Annotated in this window: 18 protein-coding genes; 10 read left to right on the forward strand and 8 right to left on the reverse strand. The window is 70.5% G+C overall.

Features of this window, described 5'->3' with window-relative positions; translation table 11 throughout:
- The first annotated feature begins 245 nt into the window (after positions 1 to 245).
- Entirely contained in the window at positions 246 to 4,151 is a 3,906-nt protein-coding gene (locus ACH4TV_RS11470) for a glycoside hydrolase family 2 TIM barrel-domain containing protein (RefSeq protein WP_398397748.1), read from the forward strand.
- A 25-nt stretch (positions 4,152 to 4,176) separates the two neighbouring features.
- Here ACH4TV_RS11470 and ACH4TV_RS11475 read toward each other — a convergent pair whose 3' ends face one another.
- Positions 4,177 to 5,376: a CdaR family transcriptional regulator gene (locus tag ACH4TV_RS11475; RefSeq protein WP_398396733.1), complete on the reverse strand. Its 1,200-nt coding sequence runs from the start codon at positions 5,374 to 5,376 to the stop codon at positions 4,177 to 4,179.
- Between the two features lie 208 nt (positions 5,377 to 5,584).
- Here ACH4TV_RS11475 and ACH4TV_RS11480 point away from each other — a divergent pair, with 208 nt between their 5' ends.
- From ACH4TV_RS11480 to ACH4TV_RS11495, 4 genes are read left to right on the forward strand one after another with little or no spacing between them, the layout of a single operon-like run.
- Entirely contained in the window at positions 5,585 to 6,517 is a 933-nt protein-coding gene (locus ACH4TV_RS11480) for a substrate-binding periplasmic protein (protein WP_398396735.1), read from the forward strand.
- Positions 6,518 to 6,526: 9 nt separating this feature from the next.
- Positions 6,527 to 7,291 carry an amino acid ABC transporter permease gene (locus tag ACH4TV_RS11485; RefSeq protein WP_398396737.1) on the forward strand — a complete coding sequence of 255 codons (765 nt, stop codon included), beginning with the start codon at positions 6,527 to 6,529 and terminating at the stop codon, positions 7,289 to 7,291.
- On the forward strand, positions 7,288 to 8,082 hold the full coding sequence (locus tag ACH4TV_RS11490) for an amino acid ABC transporter ATP-binding protein (RefSeq protein ID WP_398396739.1): 795 nt from the start codon (positions 7,288 to 7,290) through the stop codon (positions 8,080 to 8,082). Before ACH4TV_RS11485 ends, ACH4TV_RS11490 begins: the two co-directional genes overlap by 4 nt.
- Complete coding sequence (locus ACH4TV_RS11495; protein ID WP_398396741.1) at positions 8,079 to 9,356, forward strand: NAD(P)/FAD-dependent oxidoreductase; 1,278 nt, start codon at positions 8,079 to 8,081, stop codon at positions 9,354 to 9,356. The genes ACH4TV_RS11490 and ACH4TV_RS11495 overlap by 4 nt, the downstream gene beginning before the upstream one ends.
- 17 nt (positions 9,357 to 9,373) lie before the next feature.
- On the opposite strand, the gene ACH4TV_RS11500 is transcribed toward ACH4TV_RS11495, so the two are convergent.
- A complete protein-coding gene (locus ACH4TV_RS11500) occupies positions 9,374 to 9,778 on the reverse strand; it encodes a DUF5997 family protein (protein ID WP_398396743.1) in 405 nt (134 codons plus the stop codon).
- 58 nt (positions 9,779 to 9,836) lie between these two features.
- Here ACH4TV_RS11500 and ACH4TV_RS11505 point away from each other — a divergent pair, with 58 nt between their 5' ends.
- Positions 9,837 to 10,628 (forward strand): LysR family substrate-binding domain-containing protein, encoded by a 792-nt coding sequence (locus tag ACH4TV_RS11505; RefSeq protein WP_398396745.1) that lies wholly within the window; start codon positions 9,837 to 9,839, stop codon positions 10,626 to 10,628.
- Here ACH4TV_RS11505 and ACH4TV_RS11510 read toward each other — a convergent pair.
- From ACH4TV_RS11510 to ACH4TV_RS11520, 3 genes are read right to left on the reverse strand one after another with little or no spacing between them, the layout of a single operon-like run.
- Positions 10,625 to 11,302 (reverse strand): hypothetical protein, encoded by a 678-nt coding sequence (locus tag ACH4TV_RS11510; RefSeq protein ID WP_398396747.1) that lies wholly within the window; start codon positions 11,300 to 11,302, stop codon positions 10,625 to 10,627. The genes ACH4TV_RS11505 and ACH4TV_RS11510 overlap by 4 nt on opposite strands.
- A 24-nt stretch (positions 11,303 to 11,326) precedes the next feature.
- Positions 11,327 to 12,028: an HAD family hydrolase gene (locus ACH4TV_RS11515; protein WP_398396749.1), complete on the reverse strand. Its 702-nt coding sequence runs from the start codon at positions 12,026 to 12,028 to the stop codon at positions 11,327 to 11,329.
- Positions 12,029 to 12,076: 48 nt separating this feature from the next.
- Positions 12,077 to 12,553, reverse strand: a complete 477-nt coding sequence (locus ACH4TV_RS11520; protein WP_398396751.1) for an Lrp/AsnC family transcriptional regulator — start codon at positions 12,551 to 12,553, stop codon at positions 12,077 to 12,079.
- Positions 12,554 to 12,757: 204 nt separating this feature from the next.
- On the opposite strand from ACH4TV_RS11520, the gene ACH4TV_RS11525 reads away from it, so the two are divergent.
- Both ACH4TV_RS11525 and ACH4TV_RS11530 read left to right on the forward strand, forming a co-directional pair.
- Positions 12,758 to 14,269 (forward strand): FUSC family protein, encoded by a 1,512-nt coding sequence (locus tag ACH4TV_RS11525; protein ID WP_398396753.1) that lies wholly within the window; start codon positions 12,758 to 12,760, stop codon positions 14,267 to 14,269.
- 84 nt (positions 14,270 to 14,353) lie between these two features.
- Positions 14,354 to 15,376 carry a lactonase family protein gene (locus ACH4TV_RS11530; protein WP_398396755.1) on the forward strand — a complete coding sequence of 341 codons (1,023 nt, stop codon included), beginning with the start codon at positions 14,354 to 14,356 and terminating at the stop codon, positions 15,374 to 15,376.
- A gap of 107 nt (positions 15,377 to 15,483) precedes the next feature.
- Here ACH4TV_RS11530 and ACH4TV_RS11535 read toward each other — a convergent pair whose 3' ends face one another.
- Positions 15,484 to 16,404 (reverse strand): sirohydrochlorin chelatase, encoded by a 921-nt coding sequence (locus ACH4TV_RS11535; RefSeq protein ID WP_398396757.1) that lies wholly within the window; start codon positions 16,402 to 16,404, stop codon positions 15,484 to 15,486.
- Positions 16,405 to 16,783: 379 nt separating this feature from the next.
- Here ACH4TV_RS11535 and ACH4TV_RS11540 point away from each other — a divergent pair, with 379 nt between their 5' ends.
- On the forward strand, positions 16,784 to 17,461 hold the full coding sequence (locus ACH4TV_RS11540; RefSeq protein WP_398396759.1) for a uracil-DNA glycosylase: 678 nt from the start codon (positions 16,784 to 16,786) through the stop codon (positions 17,459 to 17,461).
- Positions 17,462 to 17,599: 138 nt separating this feature from the next.
- On the opposite strand, the gene ACH4TV_RS11545 is transcribed toward ACH4TV_RS11540, so the two are convergent.
- Complete coding sequence (locus ACH4TV_RS11545) at positions 17,600 to 18,658, reverse strand: ricin-type beta-trefoil lectin domain protein (protein ID WP_398396761.1); 1,059 nt, start codon at positions 18,656 to 18,658, stop codon at positions 17,600 to 17,602.
- A gap of 90 nt (positions 18,659 to 18,748) precedes the next feature.
- Positions 18,749 to 20,980 (reverse strand): alpha-L-fucosidase, encoded by a 2,232-nt coding sequence (locus ACH4TV_RS11550; protein ID WP_398396763.1) that lies wholly within the window; start codon positions 20,978 to 20,980, stop codon positions 18,749 to 18,751.
- Between the two features lie 555 nt (positions 20,981 to 21,535).
- Here ACH4TV_RS11550 and ACH4TV_RS11555 point away from each other — a divergent pair.
- Complete coding sequence (locus tag ACH4TV_RS11555; protein WP_398396765.1) at positions 21,536 to 22,258, forward strand: FadR/GntR family transcriptional regulator; 723 nt, start codon at positions 21,536 to 21,538, stop codon at positions 22,256 to 22,258.
- Positions 22,259 to 22,873 lie beyond the last annotated feature (615 nt).

Raw genomic sequence — 22,873 nt, forward strand, 5'->3', positions numbered from 1 at the left:
CCGACAGGATCATTGCTTCGACTGTGTGCGAAGTCCTAGGGTGAGCCTGGCTCGACGGCGCCCACTGTCACCAGCAGTTGTGTGCTGCCTCAATATCAACTCCCGCACGGTTAAGGTGAGTTGAGCCGCCACCGATGACCACGGCGCTGCCGGATCCCAGGTTCGGTTTGTCAACAGTATTGAACAGGACCTGACGCCACCCTCGGTCCGTGCAGCGCACTGTCGTACCGAGGAAGGCCACGGACATGCCGCATCCCCACGAGTCCTTCGCCGATGGACCGGCCCGCCCCCGGCAGGCCGTCAGCCGCCGTCGGCTCCTTGAGGGAGGGGCCGCCGTCCTCGGCGCGCTCGCCCTGTCCGGATCGTCCGCCGCACATCCGGCCGTCGCCGCGGACGCCCCGGACACCACTCCCGAGTGGAACGGCCAGATCGACGTCTTCCGCGTCGGCACCGAACCCGCGCACACCACGCTGATGCCGTACGCGAGCGTCGCCCAGGCCCTCGCCGCCGACCGCACCCGCTCCCCGTACCGGCTGAACCTCGACGGCACCTGGAAGTTCGCCTACGTCGACCGACCCGACGACCGGGACACCGACTTCTACCGCACCGACCTCGACGACCGTGCCTGGGACACCATCCCCGTCCCCTCCGCCTGGCAGCTGCACGGGTACGACAGCCCGATCTACATCAACATCGACTACCCCTGGTGGGGCCCCAACGGCCGGGGCGAGAACGCGCAGCCGCCGGTCGCCCCGACCGTCCACAACCCCGTGGGCCAGTACCGCCGCACTTTCACCCTCCCGCGCGACTGGTCGGGACGACGGACCTTCCTCCACTTCGAGGGCGTCAAGTCCGCCCACTACGTGTGGATCAACGGGCAGTTGGTCGGTTACCACGAGGACTCCTACGACCCCTCCGAGTACGACATCAGCCCGTACCTGAAGCCGGGCACCAACCAGATAGCCGTGGAGGTCTACCGCTACTCCGACGGCGACTGGCTGGAGGACCAGGACATGATCCGGCTGAGCGGCATCTTCCGCTCGGTCTACCTGTACTCCACACCTGCCGTCCGCCTGCGCGACTTCCGGATCGACACCCCGCTGAGCGACGACTACTCGGCGGCCGAACTGTCGGTCACCGCCAACGTGCGGGACTACGGCGGCAAGGGCGCCGGCCAGTACTCCGTCGAGACCCAGCTGTACGACGCGGGCGGGCACCCGGTGTGGCCCAGACCGCTCCAGCAGACGGTCGCGCTCGGCGCCGGCGAGGAGAAGTCCGTACAGGCCGCGAAGGCCGTGCCCGCGCCGCGCCTGTGGTCGGCCGAACACCCGAACCTCTACACCGCCGTGCTCCGCCTGCGGGATCCGGCCGGCAAGGTGATCGAGACCCTCTCCCACCGGGTCGGCCTGCGCGAGTTCGCGCTCAAGGACGGGCTGATGCGGATCAACGGCAAGCCGGTCTCCTTCCGGGGCACCAACCGGCACGAGATGCACCCGGTCCACGGCTCGGCGATCACCCGTGCGGACATGGTCGAGGACATCGGCATCATCAAGCGGCTGAACATCAACACCGTCCGCACCTCGCACTACCCCAACAACCCGCTGTGGCTGGAACTCTCCGACGAGTACGGCCTGTACATCGTGGACGAGACCAACCTCGAAACCCACGGCATCCGGGGTGAGTACCCCGGCAACCACTCCGAGTGGACCACCGCGTGCGTGGCCCGCGCCCAGAACATGGTCCACCGGGACAAGAACCATGCCTCGGTCGTCATCTGGTCGCTCGGCAACGAGGCGGGCGGCGGCACCACGTTCAACGCCATGTACGACTGGATCCGCTCCTACGACACCACCCGTGTCATCCAGTACGAGGGCGACGACCGCCCCGGGATCAGCGACATCCGCTCCGAGATGTACGACAGTCCCGCCCGCGTCGAGCAACGGGCGAAGGACACCAACGACACCCGGCCGTACGTGATGATCGAGTACTCCCACGGCATGGGGAACTCCAACGGGAACTTCAAGAAGTACTGGGATCTCGTGCGCCGATACCCCGTGCTCCAGGGCGGCTGGATCTGGGACTTCGCCGACCAGGCCCTCAGCTGGCCCACTCCGACGCGCAAAATGCTCACCGAGACCGGGCCCACCGCGCTCCAGGGCGAGGTCATCGCCCCCGCCGGCACCTTCACCCGTGACAAGGGTGTCTCCGGCGGCACCGTCTTCGCCCGCGACGAAAGCCTCGACCTCACCGGCTCCCTGACGCTGGAGGCGTGGATCACCCCGCACTTCCTCGGTGGCCACCAGCCCGTCATCGCCAAGGGCGACACCCAGTACGCCCTGAAGCAGTCGGACAGCGGCCTGGAGTTCTTCATCTACGGCGGCGGTCAGTGGGTCAGCGCGTACTGGGCGGTGCCCGACGACTGGACCGGTACGGAGCACCACGTCGCCGGTGTCTTCGACGCGACGGCCGGCACCCTGACCCTCCACGTCGACGGCGTGCCCCGGGTCACCAGGACCACCACCCGGCGGCCCAGCATCAACACCACGCCCCTGGCCCTGGCCACCGACGTCGACAACCCCACCCGGGAGTTCAGCGGCACCATCCGGCGGGCCCGGGTGTATGCCCGCGCGCTGAGCGCCGCCGAACTGGCCTCCGACAGCCGTGGCCCCGGCGACGACGGCGTACGGTTCTGGTTCGACGCCGCCGACGTCGGCCTCACCGAGAAGCGGTCCCGCGACAAGACGTTCCACGCCTACGGTGGCGACTGGGGCGACAACCCCAACGACGGGGCCTTCGCCGGGGACGGCATTGTCACCGCCGACCGCCGGCTCACCGGCAAGTCCGCCGAGGTCAAGCGGATCTACCAGGCCGTGCAGGCCACCGCCGGTGCCGCACCGGGCGCCGTCACGCTCACCAACGAGTACCTCTTCACCAACCTCCGTGAGTTCGACGGGCGTTGGGAGCTCGTGAGGGACGGAGAGGTTGTCCGGCGCGGCAAGCTGAGCCGTACGCAACTGGACGTGCCGCCGCTGTCCAGCAAGGACATCACCGTGCCGTTGACGCTCCCGAGCGACCCGGCGCCGGGCGCCGAGTACTTCCTCCAGCTGTCCTTCACCACCCGCGAGAGCACGGAGTGGGCCAGGTCCGGCTTCGAGGTGGCCCGGCTGCAACTCGCCCTCGACGCGGGCAGCCCCGCCGTCACACCTGTGCCGTTGGACCGCGTCCCGGCGCTGAGCCACGCCGATGGCGATGCCTCGGTCACCGTCAAGGGCAAGGGCTTCTCGGTCACCGTCGACAAGAAGACCGGCGTGATCACGTCCTACAAGGCGGGCGGCGCCCAGCTGATCTCCTCCGGGCCCACCCCGAACTTCTGGCGGGCCCCCACCGACAACGACCGGGGCAACGGACAGCACATCCGCAACCAGACGTGGCGCGACGCGGGCACGCGACGCACGGTCACGGGTGTCACCGTCCGCGCCCTGCGGGACCGGGCCGTCGAGATCAAGGTCGCCGGCACACTGCCCACGACGACGACATCGACGTACACCACCACCTACACCGTCTTCGGCAACGGTGAGATCAAGGTCGACAACACCCTGCACCCGGGGGCGAGTTCACTGCCGTACATCCCGGAGGTCGGCACCCTGCTCCTCCTGCCCGGCCGCCTGGAGAAGCTGCACTACTACGGCCGCGGCCCCGAGGAGAACCACTGGGACCGCAACAACTCCACCGACGTGGGCCTGTACTCCGGCACCGTCGACGGGCAGTGGAGCGGCTACCTGCGCCCGCAGGAGAACGGCAACAAGACCGACGTCCGCTGGTTCGCCCTCACCGACCGTCACGGCGTCGGCCTGCTCGTCTCCGCCGAACCGCTCCTGGAGGTCAACGCCTCGCACTTCACCCCGGAGGACCTGTCCGTCGGGGCCCGCCACGACTACCAGCTCACCCCGCGCGACGAGGTCGTCCTGCGGCTGAGCCACCGTCAGATGGGTGTCGGCGGAGACGACAGCTGGGGCGCGCACACCCACAACGAATACAAGCTGTTCGCCAACCGCGACTACGCGTACAGCTACCGGCTGCGCCCGCTGACGGACGTCGACGACGCGACGGAGATCTCCCGGCGGCCCACGGCCGGGGAGTTCGCCGAGTAGCGCGGCGTGCGGAAGGGCTGGGGCGTCACCTCTCGTCGGGGGTGGCGCCCTCGCCCAACTCGTCGGCCAGACAGGCGAGATACAGGGCCATGGTGGTCCGGTGCTCGCGCAGCGGACGGCCGGTGAGCTGCTCGATCTTGTTCATCCGGTAGACGACGGTGTTGCGGTGGATGTGCAGCGCCGTGGACGTCCGGACGAGGCTGAAGCCGCTCTCGCACCAGGCGGTGATCGTGTCGCGCAGCACCGGCCAGTCCGGCTGCGCCCGCAGGTTCGCGGCGGTCAGCCCGATCAGGCGGCGGCGGGCGGGCTGGTTCACCGCGGCCAGGACCTGGTGGACGCGCAGCTCGGCGATCAGGTGCACGGGAGAGCCGCCCGCCGCACGGGCGCCGAGGCGGAGCGCGTCGCGGGCGTCCTGCCAGGAGTCGCGCAGACCCGCGACGGAGACGGCCGGTTCACCGATCCCCGCGCGGGCGGCCAGACCGTCCTGCGCGGCGATGACGTCAGTGATGCGCCGGCAGTCGGCGGCCAGGGAGGCTACCCCGGCCCGGGCCGGCAGGCGGCGCAGTACTCCGATCCAGCCGGGAGCCATGGAGGCGACGATGTCCTGGGGGTCGGCGAAGACCTCACGGACCGTCCGCAGCAGCTCCGAGCGGACCAGCGCCATGTCCCGGGTGGGCCGCGCGCCCGGGCGTCGGGCACCCGCGTCGGGCACGCTCACTTCGATCGCCACCGCGACGCGCTGGAGCCGTAGGTCGAATCCCAGTTCGGCGGCCCGGAACACGAGGAAGTCGCCCTCCACCACCTGAGGGTCGTACGAGGCGATGTCGGCCAGCAGTGTCTCCGCCGCCCGCTCGGCGAGCAGCCGGGAGCGCAGCATCACGGACTCCCTGAGCAGGATCTCCGTCTGGCGCTTCACCAGCAGCCCGAACCGGCGTACCTGGGCGGGAGTTCCGGTGATGCCGACCGTCCCCACCGCCTGCCCGCCCGTGACCAGCGGCAACGTCACACCGGGGCGTACCCCGCGCAGTTGCTGGGCCTGCGAGGCGTTGTGCGTGGCGGGCTCCTGGGTGCGGACCACCTCGACCGACGCCTCGTGGAAACTGCCGACCCGGCTGCTGTCACCGCTGCCGATGACCATGCCGTCCGCGTCGGTGATCAGCACGTTGAAACCGATGACGGCGGAGGTGTCCCCGGCGATCTCCTGCGCGAGTGACGGGCTCAGCACGCTCGTTCCTCCCGCCGACGACTGGACGCAACGTACAGGAGAACGAACGAATCCAGCCACAACCTCGTACGGAGTGACCGGTGACGCACGGTGCCCGCCGTCCCTAGCGTATGGGCCTCACCACCTCCCGCCGGAGGCACAACGCGGTGAAACGGCGGGCTCCTCCCACTCCCCAGCTTCTCGGCACCGGTACGGAAGGCCCACGCCCATGACCCGTATACGCCCACTCGCCACCGCCCTGTCGGCGACCCTCCTGATGCTGACGGCCGCCGCCTGCGGCTCGGACGGCGACGACGCCCCGACGAACGTGTCCGCGAAGACCGCCGCACTGGGCACGCTCACGCCCGGTGTCATCAAGGTCGCCGTGCAGCCGTACGCCCCCTACACGACGGTCCAGGGGGACAAGATCGTCGGCCTGGACGGCGACATCCTCACCTACGTGGCCGAAAAGCTCGGCCTGGAGATCGAGCCCCAGGTGACCGACTTCGCCGGAATGCTCGCCGGGGTGCAGTCGCGCCGCGTGGACATCACCATCGGCGGCGTCGCCTGGTCCGCCGACCGCCAGAAACAGGGCCTGTTCACCGACCCGCCCTACTACTCGCCCCCGGCGATGGCCGTCCGCGACGGCAAGACGTACAAGACGGTCGCCGACCTGAAGGGCCTGGAACTGGGCACGGTCGAGGGCTATGTGTGGGTCAAGTCGATCCAGGCCGTCCCGGATGCCGAGCTGCACGCCTACCCCGACGCCAACGGCGTCTTCGACGACCTCGGCGCGGGCCGCGTCGACGTCGGCTTCCTCGACCCGCTGATCATCATCGCGGCCCAGAAGGAACGCCCCGACCTGAAGATCGACACGCAGTACCTGACACCGCCGACCGCCGCCGAGGTCAAGGCCGAGCCCGACTACCAGTACTTCCAGCCCTACCAGACCGGCTTCTACCTCCCGAAGAAGGCCACCAAGCTGGAAGCGGCGATCTCCGCGCAGATCGACGCCATGTACACCAACGGCGAGATGGCGAAACTCGTCCAGAAGTACGGCGGCGATCCCGAGCAGTTCCTCAAGCCCGCCGCCGACGTCGCCACCGCACGCCGGGGAGTGGACCGGCCCCAGGACTGGACCCCGCCGTCCATCGCCCAGTGAGGGGCTGACATGACCGACCTCTTTCAAGTCCCCTGGTCCGACTACCGATCCGACCTGCTAGACGCCCTCTGGCGCACCCTCTCCTACACGGTGGTGAGCTTCGTCGGCGCGGTGCTGCTCGGACTGGCGGTGGCGCTGCTGCGGCTGAGCAGGGCATGGCCGGCACGCGCTGTCGCCGCCCTCTACACCGAGCTGTTCAAGAACATCCCCCTGCTGGCCATCATCTTCCTCAGCTACTTCGGCCTGGCCTCGGCGGGCATCCGCCTGGACGTCTTCACCGCAGGCTGCCTCAGCCTGGTCGTCTTCTACGCCGCCTACCTCTCCGAGATCTTCCGCTCCGCGATCAGCGGCGTGCACACCGGGCAGACCGAGGCGGGGCAGGCACTGGGCCTGGGCAGGGTGGGCATCTTCGGCCACATCGTCCTGCCACAGGCCGTACGGCAGGCGCTGCCCGGCACCAACACCATGCTCGTCGACCTGCTGAAATCCACCTCGCTGCTCGTCACCGTCTCCGCCGCCGAACTGATGTCCGAAGGACGGCTCATCACCTCGTCGACCTTCCGGGCACTGGAGGTGTACCTGGTCATCTCGGCCATCTACTTCGCCCTCTGCTACCCGCTCTCCCAACTGCTCCTCCTCCTGGAACGCAAGGTAAGGGCGGGCGTCCCCCTCTCCCCGTGGCGACGACGGCGCCTGCGGGCGGCGCGCGCCCTGCTCGCCCAGGACGCACCCGGCGCCACCGCGGGCACCGACGTGAAGGCAGGCGCCGTATGACCGAGTCGATCGCCGCGCCGCCGACCAAGGCGTCAGCACGGCCCGAGGCAGTCGTACGGATCGACGGACTGCGCAAGTCCTTCGACGGCCGGCTTGTCCTCGACGACGTCCACCTGACCATCGACCGGGGACGCATCGTCAGCGTCATCGGCCAGAGCGGCGGCGGGAAGACCACCCTGATGCGCTGCGTCAACCTGCTCGAACAACCCGACCGGGGAACGATCGAGGTCGCCGGAGAAGTGGTCCACCAGGACGGCCGCACGGTCTGCCGCGACCTGCCGCGCCTTCGCCGCACCGTCGGCATGGTCTTCCAGCGCTTCAATCTCTTCCCCCACCTCACCGCCGTGGAGAACGTCGTCCTGGCCCAACGCAGGGCAGGCACACCCGAGTCGGAGGCATTGGAGCGAGCCGTCACCCTGCTGCGCCGGGTCGGTGTCGCCCACCGCGCCCTCGCCCTGCCCGACCAGCTCTCCGGTGGCGAACAGCAACGCGTCGCCATCGCAAGGGCGTTGGCCCTCAAACCCGAACTGCTCCTCTTCGACGAGCCCACGTCCTCCCTGGACCCCGAAGCCACCCGGGAAGTGCTGAGCGTGATGCGGGAACTCGCCGCGGACGGAATGACGATGATGCTGGTCACCCATGAACTGCCCTTCGCCCGCGAGGTGTCCGACCACGTCGTCTTCGTCGACGGCGGCCGGATCGTCGAGGAGGGCAGCCCCGAGAACGTGCTCGCCGCCCCCGCCCAGCCCCGCACCCGGGAGTTCCTCGCGTCGTACGGCTCCACGTCATGACCGCCGTACCGGACAGCCCCGTGGTCGTGGTGGGAGGCGGCGTCGTGGGGCTGTGCACCGCCCACTACCTGGCCGCGGCCGGCCTGCCGGTGGTGGTGGTCGAACGACGCGGCCTCGGCTCGGGGGCCTCCCGGGGCAACGCGGGCTGGGTCTGCCTCAGCCACTCGACCCCCGTCCCGGCCCCCGGCGTACTGCGTTACGCCCTGCGCTCGCTGGGACGACCCGACTCGCCCCTCTACCTACGACCGCTCCCGGACCCCGCGTTCGCCCGGTGGCTGTGGCGGTTCTGGCGCAGCAGCACACCGGCCGCGTTCCGACGCGGCTACGCGGCGATCGCCGAGCTGAACCGGCCCACCTTCGACCTCTTCGACGGCCTGCGTGAGGCAGGGGTGGCCACCACCCTGACCCGGCCCGGCATGGTCCACGCGTTTCTGTCCCCGGCCGAGGCCCGCCACCACCTCGCGGTCCAGCGGGAGATGGCGGACGGCCACTATCCGATGCCCGACGAGGTCACCACGGGCGCCGAGGCACATCTGCTCGACGAGGCGCTGTCGCCCCGGGTGCGCGCGGCCTACCTCGTCGAGGGGGAGGGGGTGGTCGACCCGGAGGCGTTCGCCCGAGGGCTCGGCGAGGCGCTGGGCGCGGCCGGGGTGAAGGTCCACGAGAACGCGGAGGTGACGGGGTTCAGGACCGGGGGAGGACGGGTCACCGCGCTGACCACCGACCAGGGCGACATCCCGTGCTCGACGGTGGTCGTCGCGGCCGGCATGCGCTCACCCGACCTGCTGCGCACCCTGGGGCACCGGCTGCCGCTCCAGGCGGGCAAGGGCTACAGCTTCTCCGTCGACCTGGACCGGGCACCCCGGCACCCCCTGTACTTCGGCGAGCGCAGGGCCGTCGCCTCACCGATCGGCGGCACCACGCGGATCGCCGGCACCATGGAGCTGAGCGGCAACAACAACCGGCTCGACTGGCGCAGGATCGTCGCCGTGGCACTGGCGAGCCGTCACTACCTGGGCCGCTGGTTCGACGACCCGGACGACCTGGTGAGCCTGATCCGCGACCCCTGGGTGGGCGGCCGCCCGTTCCTCCCCGACGGACTCCCGGTGATCGACCGCCTCCCCGGGTACGACAACGCCTTCGCGGCCACCGGCCACGGCATGCTCGGCGTCACCCTGGGCCCCGCCACGGGGCACGGACTCGCCGAGTACATCCGCACGGGCCGGCGCCCCGAGGCCCTGGCACCGTTCCGCTTCGACCGGCTCCGGCGCTGAGACAGGCTCCGCTCCGCCTACTTGCCCTGCTGAGCCCGCTTTTCCTGCTTCTCCTGCTGCAGCTCCTTGATACGCACCGCGTCCTTGCGGACGGCGGCCTGTACGGAGCGCTCGTGCTGGAGCCACTCGGGGTTGTCCTGCTTCAGCGCGTCGATCTGCTCGGTGGTGAGGGCCTCGGTGACCCCGCCCCGGGCGAGCCCCGCGATGGAGACGCTCAGCTTCGACGCGACCACCGGCCGGGGGTGCGGGCCGTCGCGGCGCAGATCCAGCAGCCAGGCCGGCGGGTCGGCCTGCAACGCGGTCAGCTCCGCGCGCGTGACGACACCCTCCTGGAACTCTGCGGGGGTGGCTTCGAGGTACACACCCAGCTTCTTCGCCGCGGTCGCGGGCTTCATGGTCTGGGAGGTCTGGTGCGTCGTCATGGTGTCAAGGGTATCGAGCGTATGAACCAGCGCCGACCACGGCAGGTAGCCTGGCGCGGTGACTGGCTCGGAAGATTCTGCCGCGTTCCGGCTCGCGTACGTCCCGGGAGTGATCCCCGCCAAATGGGTGCGGATCTGGAACGAGCGCCGGCCCGACACCCCCCTGACCCTGCTCCAGGCGTCCCCCGCCGAGGCGGGCGCCCTGCTGCTGGGCGGCGACGCCGACGCAGGCCTCGTACGCCTGCCGGTCGACCGTACGGTGCTCAGCGCGATCCCCCTCTACACCGAGACCACGGTGGTCGTGGCCCCCAAGGACCATGTCGTGACCGCGGTCGACGAGGTGACCGTCGAGGATCTCGCCGACGACGTCGTGCTGCACCCCCTCGACGACACCCTCGGCTGGGAGCGCCTCCCGGGCCGCCCCGCGATCGAGCGCCCCGCGACCACTGAGGACGCCGTCGAGCTGGTCGCGGCCGGCATCGGCCTCCTCCTCGTCCCCCAGTCCCTGGCTCGCCTCCACCACCGCAAGGACCTCACCTACCGCCCGGTGACCGACGCCCCCGAGTCCCAGGTCGCGCTGTCCTGGCCGGAGGACCGGACGACCGACCTGGTCGAGGACTTCATCGGCATCGTGCGCGGCCGGACCGTCAACAGCTCACGCGGACGCCGCCAGGAACCCCAGGCGGAGCAGCCGAAGAGCAAGAAGCGCTCCGGTACGGAGAGCACGGCACGCAAACCCGCCGCGGGCAGGTCCGCAGGCCGGGGCGCGGGCTCCGGGAAGGGCGGGGCGGCGGGCAAGGGCACCCGGTCCGGCGGCGCCCGGCAGGGCAAACCCCGCCGCAAGTCCTAAGGGCCGTCCGGGAGCACCGCGAAGCAGTCCTGGACGGGATCAGGGGCCGGCGACCCGGAGCCGGCGGTGATCTCGATGTCGTACAGGCCGGGCGCCAGCACCTCACGCGCCTCGTACCGCGCCGGTGCGACCTGGCGCAGAACCAGGGAGAGGGTCTCTGCGACCTCCCGGGTCACCGATGCCAGCAGCCGGTCCGGGGTCCGGGCGGCGCCCACGACCCGGGCGCGCAGCGTCGCCGGTGCCGAACCGGGATACGCGTCGTCGACCTCGCTGCTGATGGCCGGGGCCACCCGGGCGAGCGGGTCCGTCGGGCCACGCACGTCCTGGTCGCCGGGCAGCTGGAGACGCACCAGGAGGGGGAGGAGCCGGGAGGTCAGTACGCGCGGCGACTGGAGAGCGCTGTGCGCCTGCGGGACGAACCCGCAGCGGTCCTCCGGTGTCGCGGGCGGCATCGCCGAGACCCGGGGACCGTGCCGTCGCCAGGACCGGCGCTCGTGCACCGACGGGAAACCGCGGGTCAAGTCCCGTACCCCGGGCAGATACGGGAATCCGTCGGCGAGTGTGTCCGGCGCTCGCACCGAGCCCCGGTGCGGGGTGCCCAGGGTGGTCAGCGCCCGACAGTCGCGTCGGCCGCCCAGCACCGGGATGCGTACGGCGGTCTCCGGCCGGGCCACCTGTGGCCGAGGCTTCCACGACTACTACGGCTTCCCGGACCTCGCCGTGCGGACCAGCCAGTCGTAGGTCGCCCGGGCCGTGAACTCCGGCTGGCCGCCACGCAGCAGCAGTTCCGCCGTCGTGAACTCCGGGGCGTCGGCCTGGGTGGTGAGGTACGGGATCGCGATGCAGCGCATGCCGGCCGCGTGTGCGGCGGCGGAGCCCGGAGCGGCGTCCTCCAGGACCACGCAGTCCGCCGGGGCCGCGCCGAGGCGGTGCGCGGCCTCCAGGAAGACGTCCGGGGCGGGCTTGCCACGGGCGACCTCGTCGGAGGACACGACGGTCCGCAGATACGCGTCCAGGCCCGTGCCCGCCAGGATCGTCCCGATGGCCCGCAGCGAGGAACCCGAGGCCACCGCCATGGGCACCCCCTCGCCCGCCAGCAGCTCCACGAACTTCCGCATCTCCGGGTACACGGGCGTGGCAGTCCGGGCCAGCTCCAGATAGCGGCGGTTCTTCTCCGCGAGCAGCTCCTCGACCGGCGCGGACAGCCCGTACCGCTCCCTCCAGAGCGTGACCGTCTCCCGTGTGCTGATGCCCACGGACTCCTCCTGGTCGGCCCAGGTGAACCCCGTGACGCCGTACGCGGCGAGGGTCTGCCGGCTCGCCTCGTAGTAGTTCGGCTCGCTGTCCACGAGGGTTCCGTCGAGATCGAAGACGACCGCTGTGGTGCCGAGAGTGCTCATGGTCCCAGCATGCCAAGGGGCGGAGAGGGCGGAGAGGCAGGAGGGGGCTCAGCGGCTGGTCGTACGGCCGATCGACTCCACCAGCGGCAGCAGCCGGTGCGGGACCCGCTCGCGCAGGGCCACCTCCGTACGGGTGCGGACCACGCCCGGCACGCTGATCAGCGACTGGATCACATCCTCCAGGTGCCCGTTGTCGCGGGCCACGACCCGCGCGAGGAGATCACCGCCGCCGGCGATCGAGAACGCCTCGACGATCTCCGGCACGGCCGCCAGGGCGTCCCCGACCTCGTCGAGATGGCCCTGGGTGACCTCGATGTGCACGAAGGCGAGCACGGGGTGGCCGAGCGCGGCGGGGGAGAGCGAGGGAACCATGCCGGTGATCACGCCGTCCCGTTCGAGGCGGTCGAGCCGGGCCTGGAGGGTGCCGCGCGCGACGCCGAGGACACGGGCGTGCTCGCGCACACTCGTGCGGGGACGCTCCAGCAGCAGCCGCAGGATGCGGGTGTCCAGCTCGTCCACGGCCATGGTGTCCGACCTCCTCGTATGTGAGTGTGTATGGTCCGTTGGCTCGGCGGTGGACGCTCACCGACCGATATGTCTGTGCCAATGGATCAGCATATTCGACCGCACTTGAGCCAGTCGTGGCAGTGATGCTGCAATGGTCCCGTCGATGGCGCTGCGGACTCCGCGGCGCCTTTTTCATGCCGATTCCAGTGGGGCGGGACAGCAGTGCTGAAGAGGGTGTTCATGGCGCCGGACCCGGGCCGGACACGGCTGCGCTTCGCCGCGCGGGCCGTGCTCGGCATCGGTCTGGCCGTCACCGTCTGCGGCCTCGCCGGGCACTCGCTCACCGGGGCCGTGACCGGCGGACTCGCCGCGATGCTCGCCCTGTTCACGGTCACCGACGCCACCGTGCGCGGCCAGCTCGTCACCACCGCGCTGCTGCCCGCCGTCGGCCTCCCGGTCCTCGCCGCCGCGGCCGGGCTGCACGACCACCCCGTCGCCCGCGGGCTGGTCCTCCTCGCCGTCGTCGGGGCGGGCGTGTACGCGCGCCGGTGGGGCCCTCGCGGTCACAGCCTGGGCGTCTTCGCGTTCATGACCTTCTTCGTCGCCCAGTTCCTGCAGGCGGGGCCGCAGCAGCTGCCCGAGCTGTACGCAGCCGTCCTCCTGTCCGTCCTCACCGCCTCGGCGGTGCGCTTCGTACTGTGGTGCTACGAGCGCCGCACAACTCCGGTGCCAGGCCCGGTCGCCCCGACCGGCGAACGGGGCCTGGCCCGCGCCACCACACGTCAGGCCGTCCAGGCGACGGCCGCCGCCGGTTTCGCGCTCGTCGTGGGCCAGCTGGTGTCCGGGGAGCGCTGGTACTGGGCCGTCGGCGCCACCTGGTGGATCTTCGTGAACACCACCTCGCGCGGAGAGACCCTGGTCCGCGGTTTCCGCCGCGTCCTCGGCACGGTGCTGGGCATCGGGCTCGGTCTCGCCGTCGCGGTCCCGGTGGCGGGGGCCGTCGTCCCGACCGCGGTGCTCGTCGCCGTATGCGTGTTCGGCATCTTCTACTCGGCCGCCGTGTCGTACACGTGGATGATGCTCTCGGTCACCCTGCTCGCCGAACTTCTGTACGGGCTCCTGGGCGTCCTCGACCCGGCGCTGCTCGCCGTGCGGCTCGCGGAGACCGGCGTCGGCGTGCTGGGCGCGTTGCTGGCCGTGCTGTTCGTCCTGCCGATCACCACGCACGCCACCACCGACGCCTGGATCCAGCGCGCCCTGCGCTGCGTCCACGCCTGCACCGCGGAGGCCACCGCCCGGCTCGCCGGCGTACCGGACCTCGGTGCGTCCCCCGAACCGGCGCCGCGCGTGGCCGAACTGGAGCTGCTGCTGGGGCGCGTCCGGCTCTCGGTGGCGCCGCTCGTGCATCCGCTCAACCCGATGCGCGCCCGTAAGCGCCGGGCCCGCCGGGTACTCGCGCTCCTCGACGACTGCGCCCGCGAGATCCGCGGCCTGGCCGCCGTGGCCACCGACCCGGAGGCCTCCCACGACGCCCGCCTGCCCGCTGCCTGCCGACGCGTCGAGTCCGCGGTGCAGGCACTCACAGAGGGCCGCCCCACCGCCGTCACGGCCCCCGCGGACCGGGCCCACGCCACCGAACCCGCCCTCGCCCACCTGCACGGTCTGGAACGGGCCCTGGCCGAGCTGGCCAAGCCGCTGCGCGGCCCGTCGGTCTCCCCGCTCGTCGGATCCTGAGACTCCGACGTACACCCAGCCCATTGGTCTAGACCGATAGGGTACGGTCGCCCCGGACGATCAGGCGACCGAGAGGGGACGGCAGTGGGCCGACGGAGAGCGTTCATCGGCTCGTTCACGACGGCGGGGGGCCCGGGTGTCCTCGTCGCCGCCGTGGACGACGACAGCGGTGCCCTGACCGTGCTCGGCGCGGCGGACGACGTACCCGACCCGTCGTATCTCGCGCTCGCCGCCGACGGGAACACGCTCTACGCGGTCAGCGAGACGACTGAGGGCGCGGTGGCCGCCTACCGCGTGAACGGCGACAAGCCCGAACTCACCGGCCCGCCCGTGCCGGTCGGCAGCGGGCCCACCCATCTGGGCCTCTTCGCCGGGCACATCCTGACCGCCGACTACGGTTCCGGCAGCATCACCGCGGTGCCCGTCCACGCCGACGGCACCCTCGCCGCCGCCGCGTCCGACGTGCTCCGGCACACCGGCTCCGGCCTGCACCCGGCGCGCCAGCGGGGGCCGCACGCCCACCAGGTGCAGCCTGACCCGAGCGGCCGGTGGGCCGTCGGCGTCGACCTGGGCACGGACTCGGTACGTGTGTGCGCCCTGCGCGACGGGACCCTCGAACCGCACCGGGAGACCGCCCTGCGGCCCGGCTGCGGCCCGCGCCACCTGGCCTTCCACCCGGAGGGCCCGTACGCGTACGTACTGAACGAACTCGCGCCGACGCTCACCGTCTGCCGCTGGGACGCCGCCGAGGGCCTGTTGACGCCCCTGTGCGAGACGCCGGTGCTGCCGGACAGCCCGGACGGCGACGCCTACCCGTCGGGCATCGTCGTCTCGCCCGACGGCCGCTTCGTGTGGACCGCGACGCGCGGCCAGGACGTCGTGTCCGTGCTCGCCGTCGACGGCGGCGGAGCGGCCCTGCGGCTCGTGGACACGGTGCCGTGCGGCGGCCACTGGCCCCGCGCGCTCGCCGCCTCGGACGGATTCCTGTACGCGGCGAACGAACGCTCCGGAGACGTCACCTGGTTCGCCCTCGACCCCGACACCGGTGTCCCCCGCGAGGCCGGCTCGGTCGCCGTCCCGGCGGCGTCCTGTGTGATCTTCGGCTGAGCACGCGTCGCTCCGTACGCCGGCAACGCCGAGGGCCCGCTCCTCTGCCAGGAGCGGGCCCTTCGGCGTACCAAGTGCTACGTCGTCCTGCGGTGCTGCTGCCCGGGTCAGCGGACCGGGGCGCCCTGCACCTGCTGCGGAGCGATGCCCAGCGCCGTCGTGTACTTGGCCAGCGCCAGCTTGCCGATGGCCGGGTACGGGCCGAGCGCGTCGGAGGAGGCACAGCCGGCCTCCTGGGCCGCGGCCTCCAGCAGACCGGCGTCGATCTCCGGGCCGATCAGATACGGGGCGAGCGCGAGGTTCTGCGAGCCGGAGGCGCGCAGCTGCTCGGCGATGGCCGCGATCGAGCCGTCCTGGTCGAGGGCCGCCGCCATCACCGGAACGGCGAGACGCGCGGCGAGCAGCATGCCCGTGATGCCGGCCGCCTGCACGGCCTCCTCGCCGCCCACGGAAGCCAGGATGATGCCGTCCGCGGCGGTCGCCACGGTGAACAGCCGGGCCCGGTCGGCGCGCGCGAGGCCCGCCTCGGACAGCCGTACGTGCAGCCCCTCGGCGAGCAACGGGTGCGGGCCGAGGACATCGGTCAGTTCGGCCGCGATACGGCTCTCCATGACCGCCTGACGGACCTGGCGCAGCAGCGCGCCGTCCGGGCCGGCGAGCAGCGGCACGACCACGGCCACGGGCCCCTCGGGCTGCTTGGCGTCCACACCGGCGGCGAGGGCCTGCTCGTAACGGGCCGTGCGCTCCTGCGCGGTGTGCGCGAGGACGGACTGGAGCGTGGGGAACTCCGCGTCGTCACCGTCGAGATACCCGATGCGGGCATCGAGACCGGGGAGCTCCGAGCGGGCGATGCTCACGACCTCCTCGGCGAGGCTGCGCGTGGCGGCGCTGGGCGTGCCCGGGACCGCGAGGACGAGCGCGGGCGCACCCTCGGGAGCCGCCAGAGGCTCGGGGCGGCGGTGCCGCCCCGACTGGCGGGGGCGCGGCATTCGTACTGGCAGGCCGGCGGGCCCAGTGGGGGAGCTCATGGCGCCGCATGTTACTGGCTTATTGGGCTCCCCTGTTCGGGGAGGGTGCAGGTGAGCGGTATCCGTCCGCTTTTGTCTGATGAGTTACGTACGGATCAGAAGTGGTCAGAGTGTGATGACTTCACTGCCCGGTGAGGAGACAGCCGGTCGCCCCGGTGCTTCGGTGCTGGTCAACCGCGCGCGGCCGGCAAGGCCCGGTGGGATGAACGGACTTGCCCGCCAGGGGCACGATCGTTTCCTGTCCGGCAATTGGGCATCAAGCTCGTATGACGGTCATTCGGGGTCGCACGGAGGAAGAGTAGCGCCGAGAACGGTGCCCGTGTGCGGGGGCGTCTGTGTTTGTGCCGGGGTATGGCGCGTGCCAGTAGAGTGGCGCGCCGTGGCACCACGACCTTTGCATGAACTTGTTGAAGCGGGCTGGGCGAAGGCTCTTGAGCCTGCGGCCGAACGCATTGCCGCCATGGGGGACTTCCTCCGGGCCGAGATAGCTGCGGGCCGGACCTACCTGCCGGCCGGAGCGAATGTCCTGCGGGCCTTCCAGCAGCCCTTCGACGACGTCCGCGTCCTGATCGTCGGCCAGGATCCCTACCCGACACCGGGGATGGCCATCGGGTTGAGTTTCGCGGTGGCGCCCGAGGTGCGTTCGTTGCCGGGCAGCCTGGAGAACATCTTCCGAGAACTCCACACGGACTTGGGGCTGTCCAGGCCGTCGAACGGCGATCTGACGCCGTGGACCGAGCAGGGTGTGCTGCTGCTCAACAGGGCGTTGACGACGGCGCCCCGCAAGCCGGCGGCGCATCGTGGCCAGGGGTGGGAGGAGGTCACCGAGCAGGCGATCCGCGCGCTGGTGACTCGCGGTACGCCGCTGGTGTCGGTGCTGTGGGGCAGGGATGCCCGCAATCTGCGGCCGTTGCTCGGGGATCTTCCTGCGATCGAGTCCGCGCACCCGTCTCCGATGTCGGCGGACCGGGGCTTCTTCGGTTCGCGGCCGTTCAGCAGGGCCAACGACCTGCTCATCAAGCAGGGTGCCCAGCCGGTGGACTGGCAACTGCCATAGGCCACGACCCGCGAGGGCGGCTGCGCCGCGCCGACCACTGACTCCGGACCAGGGCGGGCGCTCTGCAGCCGGCGGTGTCCGCCACCGGTGTTCTCCAGGACCCGAGCCCGGAAAGGGCTCGGGTCCCGGGAGCGCGGGTCACCCGGTGGTCAGAGTGGTCCACTTCTGATTGGAGCCGCCGTGGCAGTCCCACAGTTGGAGCTGTGTGCCGTCGGTCGTGGAGAAGCCCGGAATGTCGAGGCAGCGGCCGGAGGCGGGGTTGCGGTAGCCGCCGTTGTAGGGCTCCCAGATCTGGTTGGAGCCGCCGTGGCAGGCCCAGAGCTGCACCTTGGTGCCGTTGGCCGTGCCGAAGCCGGCGGCTTCGAGGCACTTGCCCATGGAGCGCAGGGTGCCGTCGGTGTAGGCGGACCAGTACTGGTTGATGCTGTCGCCACAGCTCCAGATCTGGACGGCGGTCCCGTCGACGGTGCCGAAGCCGCTGACGTCGATGCACTTGCCGCCCATGTCGGACCGCACGCGTGCGGGGGCGGGGTTCCTCAGCCACCCGGCGCTGTCCGCGGACTGGATGCCGTTGTGGAAGGCGTCGGCCAGGTCGGCCGTGGTCAGGCTGCTCATGTCCACGTATGCGACGTGCTTGCCCGCGGCCTGTGCCTCGCTCACGATCTGGGGGATGGCCTGGTTGTACGCGGCACGGTACTGCTCCTCCGAGCCGCTGGTGGACACGACCAGGGAGGCCACGAGGACGGTCGCGTCGGGGACGTCGGCGGTGATCTGGTGGACCAGCGACTTCAGCCGGTCGGCAGCGGTGGAGACCTGATAGTTCCCGGCCAGGTCGTTGGTGCCGATCATCAGCGTCACCACGTTGGGCCGGTAACGGGTCAGCGAGGCGTCGGCGAGGGCGGAGATCTGGTCGATGCGGTATCCGGAGTGGCCTTGGTTGTCGGGGTCGGACATCGAACCGCCCCGCAACGTGCCGACGAAGTCCAGCGGATGGCCGTCCGTCGCGAGCTTGTCCCACAACGGACCCCGGTAGCCGTTGCCCGTGCTGCTTCCCACGCCCCAGGTGATGGAGTCACCCAACGGCATGATCCGCAAGGGCGTGGTCGAGGCGGCGGAGGCAGGTATCACACCAGCCGCCGTCACCCCGAGCGCGGCAGCGACGAGCGTGACCAGGGCCGGAAGCCAAGGCTTTCTCATGCAGGCGTCCTCTTCTGCATGTGAATGCTCAATCAACGGGGCTGAACGCCGTTCCGTCAGCAGTCCGGCCGTAGCGCCTGCCCGTGCCGGCTACAGCGCGGTGAACGTCCACAGCAGGTTGGTGCTGCTGCTGTACGTCCACTGCTTGGTGCCGGCACCCGAGGCGACGTTGCCGCCGCCGTCGAGGACCAGGCCGGTGGTGCGGTTGGCGATCGAGTAGCGGTCACCGCCCCGATGGGTGATGGTCCACTGCTGGTTGGTGCCACCGTTCCAGGGAGCCTGTCGGGCGGCGGAGCCATTGACGGTGGCGCCCCAGCCGTCGGCGACCATGCCGTTGGTGCGGTTGACCAGCCTGTAGTAGCCGTCTCCGACCTGCTCCGCCTGCCACTGGAGGTTGGTGTTGCCGTTCCAGGTCCACTGCTTGAGGTCGGAGCCGGAGGCGACGTTGCCGCCGCTGTCCAGGGCGAGGCCGTTGGTGGCGTTGGTGATCCGGAAGTACGTCGCCGGGTTGAACTGGACCTTCAGCGACGTGATCCGGTCGTTGTTGCCGGTGACCCTGAGGTCGGGGTTGTCGGCGGTGAACGTCCAGGAGGTGCCGGTGAAGTTGTCTCCGGAGTAGCCGATCACCCGGTGACCGGGGGCCGGCCGGAGGGAGGAGAGGGTGCCCGGGCCCGGACCGGCTGCGGTCAGATCGGCCGCGGTGTGGTCGCCGAGGGCGAGCACGGCGTAGTCGCCGCTGTAGTTGACGTCCGTGAAGGCGATGGCGCCGGCCAGTGGCCGCAGACCGGGGATCGTGCCGGAGAAGGCGAGCTTCAGGACGTAGGCGTTCGCACTGTACGGCGCGGAGGACGGCAGGGTGACCGTGAGGCCGGAGGCGTTCTGGGCCGGCGTGGGCAGGTCGATGTAGGTGCCGGCGGCGGAGCCGAGAAGCTTCACCGAGGTCAGCGACGAGAGGTCGATCCGGTCCGGACTGAGGGTCTTGATCGTGAGCGAACTGCCGGGCCAGCCCAGGACGGTGGCGTACAGGACGTTTTCGGCCTTGTTGCGGGTGAACCGGATGTCCTGCGCGGTGCCTGCCGTGGGCCTGGTGAAGGAGCCGCCGCCCATCTTCGTCGGGCCTTCTCCGTACGCGGTCCAGGCGCGGGTCGCGTACACCGACTCGCCGAAGCGCTTCAGATGGTCGCCGATGGCGAGCAGGATGTCCTTCTGCGCCTGAGGGATGGTGCCATCGGCCATCGGCGCGATGTTGAGCAGCATGTTGCCGTTCTTGCTGACCCGGTCGATGAACGAGTGCAGCATCTGCTGGGTGGTGTAGTAGCCGATGCCCTGGGTGTAGCACCAGCTGCTGCTGGAGATGCTGTCGTCGGTCAGCCAGTACGGGGTGGTGAGATCGGCCGGGCCGCCGCGTTCGTAGTCGAAGACCTCGCCCTTGCCGTTCATGCCGTCCTTGTACGTGGCGACGACCTCGCGGCCCCAGGTGATTGCCTGGTTGTAGTAGTACGCAAGGAAGTTCAGGCGCTGTTGCTCGTCGACGGCGTCCAGATTGAAGTCCTGCCACAGGATGTCGGGCTGGGCACGGTCGATGACCTCCTTGAGCTTGTCGAACCAGAGCTGGTTCTCCGCGGCCGAACCCATCTGCCCGTAGAGCTTCTTGAGACTGCTGTCCGTCTGCGCGGGGGCGAATTCGTAGAAGCCGGTGAAGTTGTACGCGTGGTGCATGGCCACCAGCAGCTTCAGGCCCTTGGCGCGGATGGCTGTGGAGAACAGCCGCAGCAGGTCGAGACCGGGGCCCTTGTTGACCGAGTTCCACTCGTTGACCCGGCTGTCCCACATGGAGAAGCCGTCATGATGCTCGGCGACCGGGCCGGCGAACCTGGCGCCGGCGTCGGCGAACAGCTGCACCCACTCCTCGGGGTCGAACTTCCCGCCGGCCGACTTCAGCTTCGGGGCGAACTCCACGGTGTTGCCCGCCAGGTCCCGCGCTCCGTTGATGAAGTTGTGGTACGGCCACGCGGATGGCTGGCCGTAGGTCGCGATGTGGTGCTGGTTGGCGTTGTTGCCCGCCTCGTACATGTTGCGCGGGTACCACTCGTTGCCGAAGGCGGGAACACTGAAGACACCCCAGTGGAAGTAGATCCCGAACTTCGCGTCCTGGAACCACTCCGGAGCCGGCGGGTGCTGGTCGACCGAGTTCCAGTCGGGCGTGTAGGCGCTGGGCGCCGCCTCGGCGGCACCGGCACCGAACACACCTCCGGCCGCAGCGGCGGCGACCACGCAGGTTGCGGAGGCCAGTAACTGGCGTCTGTTGATCGAGTTCGACATGGACACATCCCTGATGCGGAAGGGGACAGAGGGAATGCAGGGCCACGCATGAAGGTCGGCCATGTCGCCCTGGGATGTCAACCAGCGTGCAGGGATGAATGACACCGCATGGTTGAGCTATTTGCGATACTTGCCCCACTTTTTATGGGTATTGCGCGTACATAGAAATGCACAGACATGCCATGTCTGGCACGCCCATGGCCGGCACGACCACGACCACGACCACGACCGTCAAAGGAATGGATCTGTCACTGGAGTCCGCCCTGGGCCTCGAGCCCGGCGTCACGGCCTGTCTCGTGGTGCGCCCTGGGTCCCTCCAGGAGTACGCCGGCTCCGGTCGCTCGGGCTCGGGCGATCGCCGCGGTCTGTGCGGCGTCCCGCACACGCATCCCCGTATCATCGGCGTCACCCTCGACATGCGGACTCCGGAACAGGTCGGACCCAACGTGGAACTCCATGGTCAGCAAGTCCCGGACGGCCTCTGGGACGATCTCCGCGCTCAGGGGCTGATCAGGTCGGACGTGCTCACGGGGCGCGGTGGGGGAGGGAGGGGCGGTGTCTCTGACGGACAAGGCCATCGAGCAGATCCGTGAGCTGATCCGGACCGGTGCCCTGGCGCCGGGCTCCAAACTGCCACCGGAGCAGGACCTGGCCGCCCAGCTGGGACTGTCCCGCAACCTCGCCCGGGAAGCGGTCAAGGCGCTGGCCGTCGCGCGGGTCCTGGAGGTGCGGCGGGGCGACGGCACGTATGTGACCAGCCTTCAGCCGAGCCTGCTCCTGGAGGGTCTCGGCGGCGCCGTCGAACTCCTGCAGGGCGACTCGGTCGCGCTGCAGGACCTCATGGAGGTACGGCGGCTCCTCGAACCGATCGCCACGGCCCTTGCCGCGACCCGCATCTCGGACGCCCAACTGAGCGAGGTGGAGCGGCACTTGGACGCCATGCGCGAGGCCCGCGACGACGTCGCACAGCTCAATGCCCATGACGCGGCCTTCCACCGCGCCGTAGTCTCCGCCACGGGCAACGAGAGCCTCCTCACCCTCCTGGAAGGCATCTCCGGCCGTACCCTGCGCGCCCGCATCTGGCGCGGTCTGGTCGACGACAAGGCCGCGGGCCGCACTCTCGCCGAGCACGAGGCGATCTTCAACGCGCTGTCCTCCCGTGACGCCGCCCTCAGCCAGGCCGCCGCACTGCTGCACGTGAGCAACACCGAGCAGTGGCTGAGGGAGCACCTGCGCTCAGGCGAACCGCTCTTCCTCGGGACGACAGCGCGGAAGTGACGGGCGGACGCTGCCCGCCACGGTGCCCTGCAACCAGGGCCCGCCGGCTCGACGCGCTCGGGATGACAGCGCCCCCACTGCCCTGGCCCCCACCACACTGGCGACTGCGTCTCTCCGACCGCGCATCACACCACCTCCGCCAAGACGCTGCCCGCCTCCCGGCTGTGCACCGCTTTCGACCCGGCCTCGGCCCGGCGGACACTGCCTGACCTGCAACCCGCGCCACGGACCGACCCAGCAGCGGCCCAACTCCGGCCGTCGGCAGTTGCGCCGGCGCCGACGGAACGTGCTGCTGCCCCTGTCGACCGATACCGCCGCCGTGAGCAGCGCTCCGACCGTCAAGGCGGCAAGTGCCGCCGTTCTCACGCGAACTGTGGATCCCACTCGCGTTCCCCCGGCCGACGGTGGCCGGCCTCGTCATGACTGGTCGAGATAGAGCCAAGCTCTTTCCTTTTTCCTCAACTTCTAGTCAAATGGCGTCACTTGAATCACACGCGTGTCGTGCGTTGCGGATGTCCCTGACCAGGACCCTCTTTCCGCAGCCGACCGCGTCGCTGGAAGGGCCCCCGCAAGTGACCAACAGACCCTGGATGTTCAGGGCGGCGACAACCGGTG

The sequence above is a fragment of the Streptomyces sp. NPDC020898 genome, assembly GCF_044333925.1.
In the GTDB taxonomy this organism is placed as follows: domain Bacteria; phylum Actinomycetota; class Actinomycetes; order Streptomycetales; family Streptomycetaceae; genus Streptomyces.